13 protein-coding genes are annotated in these 14,878 nt (G+C 50.9%); 6 read left to right on the plus strand and 7 right to left on the minus strand.

Going from position 1 to position 14,878, the window contains the following annotated elements; genetic code table 11:
- The 3 genes from KO503_RS10240 to KO503_RS10245 form a co-directional block, all read left to right on the plus strand.
- On the plus strand, positions 1–1,071 hold a 1,071-nt coding region (locus KO503_RS10240), incomplete at its 5' end, for a hypothetical protein (protein WP_215991466.1).
- Between the two features lie 181 nt (positions 1,072–1,252).
- Complete coding sequence (locus tag KO503_RS18020) at positions 1,253–1,516, plus strand: hypothetical protein (RefSeq protein WP_354667587.1); 264 nt, start codon at positions 1,253–1,255, stop codon at positions 1,514–1,516.
- 109 nt (positions 1,517–1,625) lie between these two features.
- A complete protein-coding gene (locus tag KO503_RS10245; RefSeq protein ID WP_215991467.1) occupies positions 1,626–2,987 on the plus strand; it encodes a YbaY family lipoprotein in 1,362 nt (453 codons plus the stop codon).
- A 248-nt stretch (positions 2,988–3,235) separates the two neighbouring features.
- Here the strand turns inward: KO503_RS10245 and KO503_RS10250 are convergent, their stop codons facing one another.
- The 4 genes from KO503_RS10250 to KO503_RS10265 are packed head-to-tail and all read right to left on the minus strand — an operon-like array spanning position 3,236 to position 6,425.
- A complete protein-coding gene (locus KO503_RS10250; protein WP_215991468.1) occupies positions 3,236–3,742 on the minus strand; it encodes a hypothetical protein in 507 nt (168 codons plus the stop codon).
- 8 nt (positions 3,743–3,750) lie between these two features.
- Positions 3,751–4,743, minus strand: coding sequence for a YHYH protein (locus KO503_RS10255; protein WP_215991469.1), 993 nt, complete (start codon positions 4,741–4,743; stop codon positions 3,751–3,753).
- Positions 4,744–4,776: 33 nt separating this feature from the next.
- Positions 4,777–5,925, minus strand: a complete 1,149-nt coding sequence (locus KO503_RS10260; protein ID WP_215991470.1) for a DUF1566 domain-containing protein — start codon at positions 5,923–5,925, stop codon at positions 4,777–4,779.
- An 11-nt stretch (positions 5,926–5,936) separates the two neighbouring features.
- Entirely contained in the window at positions 5,937–6,425 is a 489-nt protein-coding gene (locus KO503_RS10265) for a MarR family winged helix-turn-helix transcriptional regulator (protein ID WP_215991471.1), read from the minus strand.
- A gap of 235 nt (positions 6,426–6,660) precedes the next feature.
- Between KO503_RS10265 and KO503_RS10270 the strand changes: the two genes are divergently transcribed.
- Positions 6,661–6,849: a ParD-like family protein gene (locus KO503_RS10270; RefSeq protein ID WP_252731035.1), complete on the plus strand. Its 189-nt coding sequence runs from the start codon at positions 6,661–6,663 to the stop codon at positions 6,847–6,849.
- 513 nt (positions 6,850–7,362) lie between these two features.
- Here the strand turns inward: KO503_RS10270 and KO503_RS10275 are convergent.
- The 3 genes from KO503_RS10275 to KO503_RS10285 are packed head-to-tail and all read right to left on the minus strand — an operon-like array spanning position 7,363 to position 11,467.
- Positions 7,363–8,349, minus strand: a complete 987-nt coding sequence (locus KO503_RS10275; protein ID WP_215991472.1) for an ATP-binding protein — start codon at positions 8,347–8,349, stop codon at positions 7,363–7,365.
- A complete protein-coding gene (locus KO503_RS10280) occupies positions 8,349–10,691 on the minus strand; it encodes a DDE-type integrase/transposase/recombinase (RefSeq protein ID WP_215991473.1) in 2,343 nt (780 codons plus the stop codon). The genes KO503_RS10275 and KO503_RS10280 overlap by 1 nt, the downstream gene beginning before the upstream one ends.
- A complete protein-coding gene (locus KO503_RS10285) occupies positions 10,688–11,467 on the minus strand; it encodes a Tn7 transposase TnsA N-terminal domain-containing protein (RefSeq protein ID WP_215991474.1) in 780 nt (259 codons plus the stop codon). The genes KO503_RS10280 and KO503_RS10285 overlap by 4 nt, the downstream gene beginning before the upstream one ends.
- A gap of 911 nt (positions 11,468–12,378) precedes the next feature.
- Here KO503_RS10285 and KO503_RS10290 point away from each other — a divergent pair.
- Both KO503_RS10290 and KO503_RS10295 read left to right on the plus strand, forming a co-directional pair.
- The gene (locus KO503_RS10290) at positions 12,379–14,130 is read left to right on the plus strand and encodes a hypothetical protein (RefSeq protein WP_215991475.1); all 1,752 of its coding nucleotides are present in this window, start codon (positions 12,379–12,381) and stop codon (positions 14,128–14,130) included.
- A 366-nt stretch (positions 14,131–14,496) separates the two neighbouring features.
- The gene (locus KO503_RS10295) at positions 14,497–14,829 is read left to right on the plus strand and encodes a hypothetical protein (protein ID WP_215991476.1); all 333 of its coding nucleotides are present in this window, start codon (positions 14,497–14,499) and stop codon (positions 14,827–14,829) included.
- The last annotated feature ends 49 nt before the right edge of the window (positions 14,830–14,878 follow it).

Here is a 14,878-nt window from a genome sequence, read left to right on the forward strand (position 1 = left end):
CGTAAGCGGGACAAGACCATTGTGCAAAATCCCGCCTACGCTTCAGTTCTTGCGGCTTTCAATCGTCTTCAGGAAGTCGCTGGTAAAACAGGGATTGGAGGTGCGGAATTTGAACAAATAGAACGTATCAATATTCTTCACGCGAGCGCATTATATGAAAGGTGGTGCTTAGTCCGGTTAATATCGCTGTTAACAGATACCTTTGGCTTCACACCCGAACTAGACTGGCTCGATCGCGTGATTGAGGGCGTCTGCGGTCCACTTACTTCGTTCGATTTGCATTTTAACCGAAGTGATTTGGGAATGTCGGCACAACTTGAGATACAGCCAGTGCTAGAAAATGGTCGGCGACCCGATTTTCGCATCACTTTCCAAAGGGACGTTAGTGAGAAAGAACAAAAATCTTCATCAGGCGCTTTCGTTAAATTCTCTAGTGATGACCTTTCTGGTTTAATTCTCGACGCTAAGTTTCGCACGCGTTGGTTTCCCGGAGAAGGACAGCAGGTGCTGCAAGACATTGCTGTAATGCGAGGTTACGAGAGGTCAGCACGTCGTGTTTTTATCCTTCAGCCAGCCGGGAATGTGGTTTCTAGGCCAACCTCACCGCTTCCATGGGGGCATGACTGCGATTTTGGCGAGAACGAGCCTGGAAACCATCGACAAGGGATCATAAAAATCTCTCCAGAACCCAGCGCTTGGATGAATCTCCAACGTCTCATTTCTCTAGAGTTACAGGCCAGCTTCCCTGCACCGCAGAAAGATGATTATGGTAAGTGGTTTAGTAATAGCTTTTGCGTATCATGTGGTTGCCGCCACAACCCATCGGATGTTGAGCATCGACGGACCCAAAAGGATAACAACTATTGGATTTTAACTTGTCAAGATTGCGGGCTGTCAACTACCCGAACCCACTGTTTCTCGGGGTGCGGAACGTCTCTTTTCAAGAATGGACTTAACATGACATATCATCGCACAATATCTGACCAGCCTAGCAATATAGCGTGTCCATATTGCGGCGAGTTCTTTGACCGCAACATTCAAAACACTACTGGTGACAACCCTATTCGTTAAGCTGCACCGCGGCGAAGGTTTTTTTGGTCAATGGCCGGTATAGGCCGTTCGCCTCAAGCTCATGGTCTTCTGACTAGACATTAATATCAAATCTGATCACCATCTAAGGCCAGATCAAGTAGGGTGCTGGAGGCGCGCTTCACATCGTGGCCTCATATGGCTCCGTAGAAAACATTTCATTCTGGCCAATGCCGGTGCTGATCTTGAAGCGCGCGATAACCACGGAGGGACGCCACTTCATGTCGCATCGCAATTCGGAACGCCAGAGAATGTTGAAATGCTGTTCAAGGCTGGGGCAGATGGAGCCGCGTTGAATGATGTCGCGAAAACGCCTTCGGACTTGGTGGCAGGTAATCCAAGCTTTGTGGATATCGGCGTCGACTGGACCGGGAAGCTTTTGCTCACTGAGTCAGAGTTTGATAATGTCTTAATATCATCACCATAACTCTATAGTTTTTTGAACGAACTTTTCGAAATAGAAAGAAACGCCAGTGCTTTATTCCCGCTTTATGGCCATACTCCTGACGTTTGTATTTTCCTTTGAAGGAATTGCGGTGGCTGAGACTGTCACGGGCACAGCAACCTTCCGCGAGCGTATCATGCCTCCAGCGGATGCACGCCTTGTTGTGACCTTGTCCGATATTTCGCGTGCAGACGCTCCAGCGGATGAGCTGGGACGCATCGAAATCGAAAATGCGGGCGGCCCACCTTACGCGTTTGAGATCGAGTATGACGCAAGCGAGATTGAGGAAAACCACAGCTATGCGGTTCGCGCGGCGCTCTGGGCTGGTGATCGCATGATGTTTACCACCACCACGGTCGCGCCCGTTATCACGCGCGGAGCACCGGATGAGGTTAATCTTATCATGGTGCGGATTGCCTCAGAGGCGCTAAGCAATGCAATTACGGACCAACCACTAATTGGCGCGCACGGTCTACAACTCCCTGCAACGTTCACAGGCACGCTTCCTTGCGCGGACTGTGAGGGGATCACCTATCACCTCGATATGTGGCCGGATCAAGGCTATCACATGCGCCGGGAATGGCTGGGGCGCGCTGGTGATACTGGCGACAACATTCAAGACGATATCGGATTTTGGTATTCTGATGCACAAAGCAAGACGATTGTCCTGTCCGGTTTGACTGACACGCCCAACCAGTGGGAGGTTAAGGCAGCTAACAAAATCAGGTCGTTGGATATGGACGGGAATGTCATCATATCCGACCTTCCCTATGAGCTGACCGGAAACGGCACGTTGGATGAAACAGATATCGAGGATGTCTTTCTCGGCGGCATGATGACCTATGTGGCGGATGCTGCGATGTTTCAGGAGTGTCGCACTGGGCGCAGCTATCCTGTGGTCATGGACGGTAATTACCTCGAGATGGACCGGGCATATCTTGCCGATCAATCTGACGCCGGTGCCCCACTTTATGTAAATGTCGAAGGGTCCTTTTTGATGCGTCCCGCGATGGAGGGACCAGAGCAGCGTAGTCTTGTTGTGAATCGGTTTGTTCGCACCCGCCCAGGCATCACCTGTGAACGCCAACGTGCGGATGCTACGCTGACCAATACCTACTGGAAGATTGATACTCTGGCAGGGGAGACTGCAGTCGGTTTGCCATCTGGCGGTCATGAAGCACACATGATCCTGCGCAAAAACGACGGTCGGTTTTCAGCAACAGTGGGATGTAATGGAATGATGGGTGATTTCACACAGCAAGACGGAACATTGAGCTTTGGCCCCTCCGCCGCGACACTCATGGCATGTCCGCCACCGCTGGATGCAATGGAACAAAGCCTTGCGCGGGCCCTTGAGGCCACTCAAAGCTACCGTATCAATGGTGAAACGTTGGCACTCTACGATGAGGCAAATGACATCGTTGCGCTTTTGACGGCCGTCTATTTGTATTAACCGCCCGAAACTAATTGGGTCGTTTAGATTACAGCATCTGACCTTATCGTCTCAAAGCTGCCGTTTGTTACGCAATACGTAAAGGGCAGCTCCGGGCAGAAAGCGGAGTTTTCAAAGTTTGAAAGTTGCGCCAAAGCTGCCATTCGGCAAAGATGCAGCTAACGGCAACTTGGAGCCCTAATTCACATATGCTGCGCTTTGCACAAATGTCTGTTTTAAGAAAATTTCGGTGAGGATGGGCTCTCTAATCAGTTCCCGCTCGATGGGCGAATGACCGGAACCGTCGACGCTATCAAATCACCGTCGGGGTTTGCCCAAGTGCTGTGATCATTTGCGTTTAGCGTGACCGTCAGGGCGTTCACACCCGGCGAAAACAGCGATGATGGGACATGATACCAGTTGCCATAGACCCGCGCGATTTTCACGCCGTTGATGTAGATATGCGCATGGCCTTCGTTTGCGACAACGTCTCGGTTTATCGCTGCGGGCGTGAAGGTAAAATTCTGCACGAGAATTTGCACGTTGTAGCCGTCCATCGCGTCTGGAAAGGCGAGATGCGTTATGCTGGGGATGGGTAAGTCTGGGTCAACCGGTCGCGCGGGGTGGTCGTGTTCGACGCCTTCATCGGCCATTGTTGACATGTCGTGATCCATTCCGGACATGTTCATTTCAGACTGCTGCGCATTTGTTGACCCAACTGCGAAGAACAAAAACGCGGCGGCAAGGCCTGCCGCGTTCCAAACCACTTTGTGCATATTGGTCCTCATTGGGGCGGCGCGGGCATGACAGCCATAAGCGCGTCCACGCTGATGCCCAATGCTTCGGCGGCTGCATCAAAGTCTGGTGAACCACCGGCCCCAAGCGCGTTACGCAACGTATCAGTGCTGATCCCAAGTGCTGTTGCAGCCCCCGTTAGGTCGGGGCCGCCGCCACCCATCGTCATTGATGCTTGTTCAATCTCGCCGTGGTAACAGTCGATCATGTAGGGCGCTTCGTCCGCCGTCAGATGATAGTGATAAATGCCATCCGGAAACTCAGGTGTTGCCCCAACGTGGCCGCTACATTCGTCCAGCTCATCGCTGCCGATTTCTGCGCCGTTTAGGTCCTGATTTGCGTAGACTGGAAAGCCATCTTCAAGGACACCCAACATATAGGAATGCTCGCCTTCGATATCCAAGCGGACGGTTAGGCAAACGGGTATCCCGTGGTAGTGATAGTCGGACCCGTCGACCAATGTGTGACCGTTGCATTCATCCAGAAAGGCGACGTGATCGTGTATCACCTGATCATCTTGTGCTGTGACGGTGCGTTCAAAGTCTTCATAATCGTTGAATATCTGCGCGCCGCTCAACGCGACGCCGATCCGACCCAATGACGTATCCGTCACCTCTTCCGAGTATGTCGGAAGTGTCGTGATTGTGGTGTCGATTGGCGATTCCACAAAGTAGTCGGCAGAGTTCACCATATCGAAGAACTCGGCGGGTTTATCGGCAAAAGGCTGATCCGTTGGATCCGATGGGATCAGGTATTTATCTGCAAACCCGTGATCAGGGATGCCATCGGATTGAAACGTAAATGTATCTGCCGCGTCGTCGACGGTAATGGACACGTTGTCAGCCCAGTCCGCCGACGCAACTGCGGCGCTGGTATCAATGCGCGGTGTATCTTGGGCATTGGCGGGTAAAAGAAATGCAGCACCAAGTGTGGCACTTAAGGTGATCACTGAAAGTGAGTTGGCCGTGGTTTTGGTCTTCATGTAAGCGACTCCTCTCAAGAGTGCTGGAAACATCTATTGCGTAACATCGCGCACAAGGCGGACAGAATTAAGTGGCCGGTAATCGCCCTCTGCCGAAGGTGAATCTGCCGCCTTTCCAACAAAACGAACAGCTCCAGCACCGTGGATGTCTTCACCATCTGAGCCGGGCGCATAGCCAAACGCAACATACCAAGCGTAGTAATGTTCCGGGTCGGTGGGGCTAAAGTAGGCGGAGGTCGATGACCAATAGTAACGGTTCGCTTCGGTCCAACTGAACACCTCCGCATCAATGGCAGGAAAGACGCCAGAATAATCAACAATGCTTTGCAATTCTCGGATATTCGGCAAGCGCCAATCGTCGTAGCCTGCCAGTTCGGCCGCACTGCCATAGGCCAGCGCGCTTTGCCAATCCATGTCCTCGCCCGCATCTGCAGCCGCCCACATCAACCCAGTGGCAGCATCCGTGACAGTGCCGTCGCCATTAGCAGTAAAGACATTTTTACCGATCTCGTCGCCGGAAACACAACGCACCAACTTGCCAAACTCGGCTGGACCAGCGGTGTTGTTCTCGCCGGTCTCAGGGCCACCGGCTCCCTCTGTCTCTGCGGTTTGCTCGAACTCAGGCATATCACCCGGCGTCTCGGCCGGGTAAGCTTTGATGTGACCTGTGACGTGATTGACGCCAAAGGCAGAGGCCGCGCCACCATGGGTCGTTCCGACATAGTAGAAGTTGCTGGACCAGAATTGCTGGTCTTTGTCTGCGCCGTTAAGCGTAAAGACACTTGTATCAATATATGGCCAGCCGCTGCTGAAATCGCTGATCCCGAACAATTCTTTCAGATTGGGCGTGCGCCAGTTATCACGCCCAGCAAATTCAAGAGCTTCGCAGTAATCCTGAGCGGCCTGCCAGCCCAAACGTTCCTCGCTTGGAACTTGTTGCCACACCAGCCCCGTGACATTGTCGCTGATAGTGCCGTCACCGTTGTCAGTAAAGCTTTGAGGCGTGGCTGTGAACTGCGCGTCTTGTCCCGCAAATGCTTCGCCTGCGGCAGGACAGGCGATCTCGGCTTTATTGTCGAAGCAAGCATCTTGACCGGTATCGGTCAGAGGATAAGTGTCGCCTGCGGACGAAGAAAGTGCAGTTGTCACAAAAAGAATGGCGGAGAGTGTGAGCGTCTTCATGGGGTTACCTATTATTGGTGGTTCAGACGTGCGATGGCATTGTCGTTGGTATCTGTCGGAGCAGATCGACTCGGCGCTTTGCCGCCAAGCCGCTCCAGTAGGCTGCGCGTCAGATCAGCAAGCTGTGAGGCGTCTTCTGCGCCCATCGTGTCTTTGATCAAAGTGTCGATTTCCTGCCAAGCTGCGTAAATATCCGCCAGCAAATCTCTGCCTTTTGGCGTCAGCTCCACGATATTGCTGCGCGCTTCAGCGGGATCGACCATGCGTGAGATGTAGCCAGCCTCGATCAGCCGAGCTGTCATCGTGCTCATGCTGGCGGGCGTGATGCCAAACTCACGGACAAGCGTCACCTGAGAGACGGCACCCATGCGTGCAAGCGCATCAAGGACGCGCGCTTGGCTTTGTGACACGCCAATGTCTGCCAGCTTCTGGCGAAGCTGTTCCCCAACAAGGTTGGCGGAATGAAGTAGAAGATGGAAGTTGAATGACTCTGTTTGCATGCTAACAGTTAGTAGGCTAACTTTAGGTGCGCCGCAAGTCTTTTTTGTTGGCTATGGATTTTACGGATACGGGATGCGGGCGTTGGTTGGAGCCATTCGAGCGGCAGCTTTGTCCCGCACTCCCGCCGCTGGGACACATTGCCATGAACGTTGGCTTTGTCAATTCATCCCTGAAGCGCCACAGCCGCTTTGGGCTGACTAATGCTGTTAGACGCATATTGCACGAGGGTCCGCTATGGCCGGGAGCGACACGCGCGAGGGGCGACCAGGTGCTTGGCCCTGCGGCGCAGCAAAGGTCGGGAACGAGCCCGCTCTGGACGAGGAATTGCGCAAGTCCAGTTTGGTCATGTGCCGTTCGATCAACGCGCAGGCCGAGTTCTGGATGAAGGTTTCCGCCCTTCAAGTCCGGTTTTTCATTCGCTGATGCAAAGGTAGTGACCACCAGTTGGCGGCTTTGAATCATAGATCGCGACTACTGATACTGAGGACGATTGTTCGTCGACGATAGATACTACTTTGATTATCAAGCCAATGCATTGATTAAGGCCGATATGTGTTCGTGAATACACGAAATCAACAAAAGCGGGGTTCTTCTAACAATCCTCATGATATTTCAAACTTATCAGTAGCTTAGTAATTTCCGTGGGATATCAGCATAATAAATCTTGACAGGGTGTGCATGGAAAAATGCCATTTTGTGCATTCTTATGCCCCATCTACAAAAACAAATGTGGATAGACCATAAGGGCGCACACTAAAACGATTCGCTAAAAATGAAATCAACCTAAGTTGCTGAAATGTAATCTAAAATAATCGCCCTTGAAGGTGGGTTCAGCATAACCATGCACGCACGAACCATAACCATGCACACCGAGCAAAAAAGCGTAAAAAAAGACCCGCATAGTGCGGGTCCTCAACCTACACGGTCGGCAGTAGGTTACTTCTTTTTAGGTGCTTTTTTCGTGCGCGTCTTTTCATACATCATGAACAGCTTCTCCTGATCGAAATTGTCTTGATAGTTCGGCATAGAGAAGGGTGAATATCCCAAAGGGGTGCCAGAGATTTGGGAGAAAGCTTGAGAGAAGTGATCGTTCTTGCAGACCTTATCTCCGTTCAACAAGGCCAAGCTGAGTGCTTCGATCAGCAACTCGATTACCAGACCCCAGCGTTGACAGGCGGCGAAGGTCAGCCGCTCCAGAAAATCCTGCATCTCGAAGTCATCAAATTCCAGCTGAGCTTTGTCGGCATAGATGAACATAAGATTCATCAGCTCCTCCATATCGGATTTTCGAGACAGCTCTATGCCATCGAAACTTACGGTGCGAAGTAGCCAAGCAATTTGCTCCTCCTTGCGTATTTGAGTGGCAAGACTTGGGACGCCTGACAAGATCAACATCAGAGGCCATTGTTGGTCTTTAAGCAGCGACTTGAAGCTGTCCAAGATCTTCTGGTTCGTGAGGCTATCACCCTCAGTAAAGACATGTTGGCATTCGTCAAAATGAATGCCGACCACTCCCTGGAGTTCCGCATATTTCCGGACCTTCGACCAAATATCACTCTGGCTATGACGTCCCTTCATGGAGTAACCCAATACTGACAAAATCTCGATTCCGAGATCTTTCCAGGTAACTTTCCCAGACAACAAACAGGAGACAATCCGAGCAGGTCGACCGTCGGGCATCACGGTCGTCCCGTTATTAAATTGGGTAAGCATCCTATCGATTTCGGTCGATTTACCTTGGCGAGAATCGCCGATGACAACGATACCCCGACTCTCAAATCGACGCCCAATAGAAGCCTTGGTGTAATAGTCGGTGGCGCACCATTTCATCGCGTCAGCCAGGTCGTCTGCCCGATCGAAGGGAAAACGCGCCTCCATCAACGGCTTCCTGACTTCTACTTCTGTTGTATCAATAAAAGGCATCACTTCAACTCCTTGAGGTTGGTAGGTCGCGCTGTCTTCATGGATTTTCCTTTCGGCGCGCGCGACACAGAGCGCTTTGGAGATGAGATATCTTCCACTGCGTAGGCTTCTGAAGTTTCAGAAGCGAGAATTTGTGGATTGTTATGTTCGACGCTGTCGATGCTTGGTGTCTCGGGCGGGGCATCTACGGTCCCGTCGATTACCGAAGGCCCCCCGCCCAATGGGATAATTCCCTCATTCTGATCAATTTTGGTGACCGCATCGAGGCGGGCTGTCCCGGCAAGCCTCTGTGTGCGAATGGTTCGAGCGCCAGCGAAAGCAGCCTTCGCCAACGTCTTGCACTCCTCAATCGAGGTGTAGCTGCGGGGCAGATCATGTTCGACACTGATCGTCGAGATGTCATTGTAGCGCCGGCTGCGTGCCTCCAAGAGTCGATCATCGTAGAGCTCGGTGACCTCTGGGTCCTCGCGGCGATACTCGGCAACAAGTTGCAATACTTCGCCCAAAGTCATGTCTGCAAATGCGGACGTCTGGAGTATAACTTCAATCGGATCGCGAAAGCCCGGCATAAGAACCGTCGCGATATTAAGATTATCCGGATCTACGAAAACCTTAACCTTGCCTTCGAAGAATTGTTCCTCTCGCGCAGCTTGCAGCTCATCAGAGTTGAACCAGATGCCTTGGAAAACGCGAACGCCTTCATCGGATGGTGTGGCGCAGGCCTCCCAGCCCAAATGGATGCGGCGCGTATGAGGGTCAACGGCCGCTATCTGACCACGTGTTTCGTTGATCTCCTGATAGACATCCCAAGGGCGACGTCCAAAAATACCGGCGCCATAGTGCGTTTGAAACGGATACTCATCCACGAGATAGCGGGTCAGCATGCCATACAGCATCTCCACATCGACAACTCCGTTTCGTATGGCGTCATAGCCCGGAACATCGCCTGGACGACGTCCCGTGTATCCAGGCATCAGCTTGAAAAAATTGGACTCGATTGTTCCAAAAAAACGTTCGTCATGCGCGCGGTCTGTCGGAGAATAAGTCCTTGTAATTCCGTTGAACGTTCCAAGTCCCATTAGCGCCGAAATAGTAGCACGATTGCGCAGGCCTACTCCGTTGTCGTTGCGCAAGTGCAGCAGGCCGCACCCCTTGGCAGCTTCACGGGTGCAACCGTAGCGGATTTGTTCACGAGTCTTGTCACGCGTTGCCATCCGAAGGAGGGCCAGGGTCGCATCGGCATTGGGGTTTTCGGTAATGATCCACGCCAGCGGCATACGGCAGGCCACATCAAACATGACGATGATGTGGAGCCGTTTGCGGATATATTTGTCAGCAGCCTCGTATGCACATTTTGCATCGTCAGAGAGGGTATGCCAAAAACCTTCCTCTTTCGCTGAGGTCACCATGGACATCTTTTGCTCGTCCATTCCGCAGAGTTCACCGATCATCAGGGCGCGAAAATCAGTGCTGCCCCGCCCTTTCTTTCTTTTGGTTTCACGGGGACCTTCGACGGCAATTGCATATTCAGTCGGCGTCAGAAGGGCATCCCGATGCTTTCGCAAAGTTTTTTTCGAGGGGACAATAAGGCTCGGCAAATCATTAAGTTCCCGGCTCTTATTCAATGCCTTGACCGAGATCTCCAGGTAATTGTGAACATTCGTGTTCGAAGGGGCTTTTTTGTCCAGGCCAACCTTTTCCCATGCCTCGGTCATCAAATTACGGAGCTCTACAGGAAGGCGAGAGGTTCTATTGCCTCGCAGGTGCTGAAGGGTAATAAGCGCTTTAGCACAACGATCACGGGGATCCAGATCGATGTAGATCTGATAGTAATCATTGATGGTGCGCCCTCGATAGAGCACGTGCCCTTTGACCTGTTCTCCTCCCCTTGGAGGTTTGATGAAAACCCGCTCCCCCAACAAAAGTGTGGTTTGTTCAGCAATAAATTTGCGGGCCGCGTCTGTGTCCAGTTTGCGGCCTGAGGGGGTGAAACCCGGATCATTTTGCCTGCACTTTGCAACATAGATATCCACAGCCTCACACATCGCGAGGTGGAGCCGTCCCAGTGCTTGCTGTTTTTCATTTTTCAAAGACTGAACCGAGAAATACCCATCAAGGCGCTGAGTGAGGTGTCCGCCAGATGCGGCTTGTTCGGAATTTATTTTCCCTCCCGGCAGCTTGAGGTGTTCAACCAATCGATCAAAAGAGACAACGGTGGCAATGCCATCGTCTAGACCAACCATGGAATATCCATTGTCCGTGATCCCGGTGACCGCCATTGGCCGATTCAATAAAGTAATCTCTGTTCCTGGCGGGAAATTAAAACGTGGGGCAATAGTCATGCTGCTACTCCGATATGTGAATGTTCCCAAAGAACTTGATCAAGGTTCGCGTGAAGCAGGCCTTGGGCAACAAGCCGGTAACAGGCTCCAAAGGCCCGCCGCTGAGAGACGCCGACAATCGGGAACAGGTCCTTCATATAATACAGCGTTCTCAAACCGCAGGCCTTCTGCCACACGGCATCGTCCGCCTCCCAATCGGGGGCGGCCATAAATGAATACATCCGGAACAAGTTCTCGCGCCGCTGCCGGGTGTAGTCATTCGCATTGACGACGATCAGGTCGTCTGCGGCAGACTTTGGCGTTGCAGTGCTGATGGCGTCGATCTCGCGGATCGTCCGCTGTTTCTTAAGGCTCTCCTCGTTTCTGACATAGACAAGACGGCGATGCCCGCACCGAAACGTTACCTGAAAGTCATAAGTATGGGTGCGGTTGGCCCCATATTCATCTGTAAATTTCACACTCAGCGGTTGAAAATGCAGATCATAAACATTGGGGCACATCAACAATTGCAGGGCAACCGCAGCCTCTGCGGCGCTCTCTGCGATACCAATCTTCGGCACCCCGTCATTGGCAGGCGCACAGTATGGAATGAATACCTTATGACTTGTGTTGCTGCGTGAACTCGGGTTACGGACGCCGTCAAATGCAAGCACTCCGTGGATTTCATTCAGTTCAATGGGGCTCATACGGGGCAATTTCTGCGGCGCATGCAACCAAGTATCGTGATCTTTAACGGCATCGATATGATCGACGTAGTTTCGTTCCTTTGCAGGCATTGGTTTATCCTATTAAAGCAGTAGAACCTCGACCGGACATTCGGTCGTTGTCATCGCATCGCGCAGAACATGCACTCCACAGGAAGTGGCAGTCAGTGTTCGCGCATGCCTTCTCCATTCCCGCTCATGGCGGGTTCAGGAAGGCGGAGGATGGACAGAGAAACCTTGAACACAGGACCCAAATATGCTTTGGTCTGAAGTGAGAAGATGGACGGCTTCAATGTTGTCCGAGAGCAGTTGAACCGTTGGCGCGGATCAGCTGCTTTTTTGTTTTGTTAGTTTGTCATAATAACGCTCCTTGTTTTCCTAAACTCTCGGATGCTCGCTTTGATCCTTGGTCTGCTAATTACCACCCGCCGCGCCAGAATAAAATATTTTATAATATTTCAACCACTTACAGAAAAAATATACTCATTCTTTTTTCCGCAAGACAGGCTGACAAGCCGTTGTTTCTTTCTCCATGAGTGGCACTAGATTTCGTGCCCAACCTCCTTCCGTTGACCCAAATTCACTTCCGGAAAACTTGGTCGGTTAAAAATCCTTTTTCAGATAACGTCCCGAGATTTCCATCTAGAGCTCCACCTTGTGGCTATGGCGCACCTGAAGCATTGGTATGATTCTCATTCTAATCCCCTCTTTTTCTGTAATGCCCGCACTTGGCTGCTCGAGCTGGCTCAAACACCTCGCCCAGTCATGATCATACAGATTTATCAATGCTCCTTTGCCGACAACATCACACTCAAAAGGTAGCGAAAATCATGCAGATCTGCGAGTTCAGATTACATATCAATAAAACATCTATCAGTGTCTGATAGATATTTTATTGACTGCAAATTTTCAGTTGGTTCTTTTACACCCAAGAAATTTCCGACATGGTAAGCTAGAAGTTCTTTCGTGGGGTGAAACCGCAAATGCAAATTCCGTCTGAGATTGATACAAACAGTTTTGAAGGCCTGACTCGACTGCTGCGGTTTACCATCGGGATGAGGGACAATGATGAAGACAAAGCCGCGCTCAAACATCTTGAAAAACGGTTCGGCCTCACCGCCTACGAGCCACAACTTCGGGGCGCCCTCGAAGATTTTGCAGAGCATCTTAACAGACTTGAGAGCAAACAACGTTTTGAAGCCGTTTGTTCCCTCATTTCAGGCGCGATTGATCCAAATGACATATTGGATCAAGAGCTAGCCCAGGCCATTCTTGACTTCAGCCGCCATAAAAGGATTGTGCGTTTTTCATTCACACCAAGCCTTCTGCTTTGCCTCAAGCACGCACAGATAGTTAAGCCCAAACATTTTCTATATGAACTCAGATATAGTGGGGTTGGCTTGGACAAAGAGCTAGCGGCTTTTGCATCACTTTTTCTAAATTTGGCCATCTATGTGGAATCCAACCCGCCTTGGGTTCCAGACATGGTTTTCGACGATAGCGAGCCGAACACGGAACTGCCAGATCTTGAAATATCGTTTCCGCCTGCAAACTTCAAATTAAATGACGCACCCCACCTTGAAGAAAGCGTTCGAGCATCGAAACTGCCACGTGCAGTAGATCGCGGAAAATATGATCTCGAAAGTGTAATGCTGGACTACCTTTGTTTTACAGAAAGGTCGGTTTTAGTTTTTACCTCTGAGAGTTTTCTTCACTCAACCAAGCAATCACGTCTTCTCGTCCGGCAACGCCTGTTAGATTTCCAGCGCATCGACAGCGTGACAGAACTAACAATGACTTCGCCTCATTTGTTCTTGATCGAACTCGCCCCTGAGCTCGCTCAGGTGATTTCCATTCGGATGGCTGTGAGTTCAGACGCCAGCCAGATCGGCTTATCCGCAATTAAACCAAATGAAGACAGCAGAAAAGTTGCATATGTTCCTGTGTCCGATATTCGCTCGGCAGGCGACACATTAAAGCCTGCGCGCTATTTGGTGACAGGCCCAGCCGGTGGGCGAAATCTCGCAGAGCATTTCAGAAACGCCTTCTATCCGGGGAAATACAAGTTGGCAGATTTATTCGAAATTACCCGGCCAAAAACAACAAGGCATGATCCAGTCGGAACGTTTGAAATTCAGGAAGTCCGTGCTGGCAATATATCAGCAAACGGCGAAATCACGGGGCAGCTTCGGAGAATTAGCATTCGTTCGACCTTAGCGATTGGGTTGGAGGAGCAGCTCATCAAACCTGGTGACATCTTATTCGCCCACCGGGGACCGATTGGTCACGCAACATATGTGACCGACGCGACTACCCAAAAGTCGCCGATGTGGGCCGGTCAGACGCTACTGATTTTCCGACCACGAAAAAGAAGCTCGGGCAACCAGAACGCGATATATTGTGATCCAAGGGTGTTATTCATGTATTTATTAACCCCTGCAGTCCAAAAAGATTGGAGCAGGTCCGTTTCGGATGAGCGCAGCCCAGCGATCCCGATAGGTCGCATCGAAAGCTTAAATCTACCAGAAAACCTTATTCTTCCCAGGAAGCCAAAGAAGGGCGATCCGACAGCTAGCCAATATTCGAGTCATATTCATAAAGAACAAATACTTACCGAATATCAAAAAAGACAAAAACAACTAATGAATCTGCGAGAACTTCAAGACAGCATGAATGAAGGTTTAGTGCGGGTCTGGGATTCGGCTTGGGAAAAACAGGTAGACGGTAAAAATTAAAGAGCTTCACGAGTGGAAAAGTGTTGGTGGCAGGAAGTATCTTCTATCGCGGCTCCGGTTCGGTGACTGTCGAACATAGATGACGTGAAAACTGAAGCTTCACCGATGCAGGAATGTTGGAAATCTGTGATGGCATTGACGATTTTCGGGCCGTCGACCTGGATATCGGCGCGGTCCGTAGACGGCATTTGGCTTGGGGCACATTACAACAACCTATGCCCGCACCCAAATGCAGATCAACGAGGTAGGGAATCTGACTCGACACACATTAACTATGGTATAATATTTTAAGGTGAATGTAGCTAACAGAACTGCAACATCTCTAATGCCACACTATCATCAATGCTTGAAATTAGGGGCCTAGATATGGTTGAACGCCCTACACTTGACGATATCCAGCGTGAGAGCGCGCTCTTTATTGGGCCACCACAACCAACTCAAGCACCAAAAATGCAACGGCGGCTGACAGTAAATGACGATATTTATGTCGAAACGTTTGTAACTGCCTATGTCATCCGGACGGCACTTGATGCAGACTTGCCAATCGACCCAGAAAGGCTGCCTCACAAAATAGTCGAGATTATCGAAATGAACGGATCGGGACGCGACAGACCCGTTATTGATGGCCGCGCGCATTACCAAGTTGTCGACGTTATTGAGGCGCTCGACATTCGAAACGGTAAGGCCGTTCGGGATTGATCATTGGCCCGACGTGAAGATCAGGCCTTAATACAACGGCAGACGGCTA

Origin of the sequence: Pacificibacter marinus (assembly GCF_018860505.1) — a bacterium.
Classification (GTDB): domain Bacteria; phylum Pseudomonadota; class Alphaproteobacteria; order Rhodobacterales; family Rhodobacteraceae; genus Celeribacter; species Celeribacter marinus_B.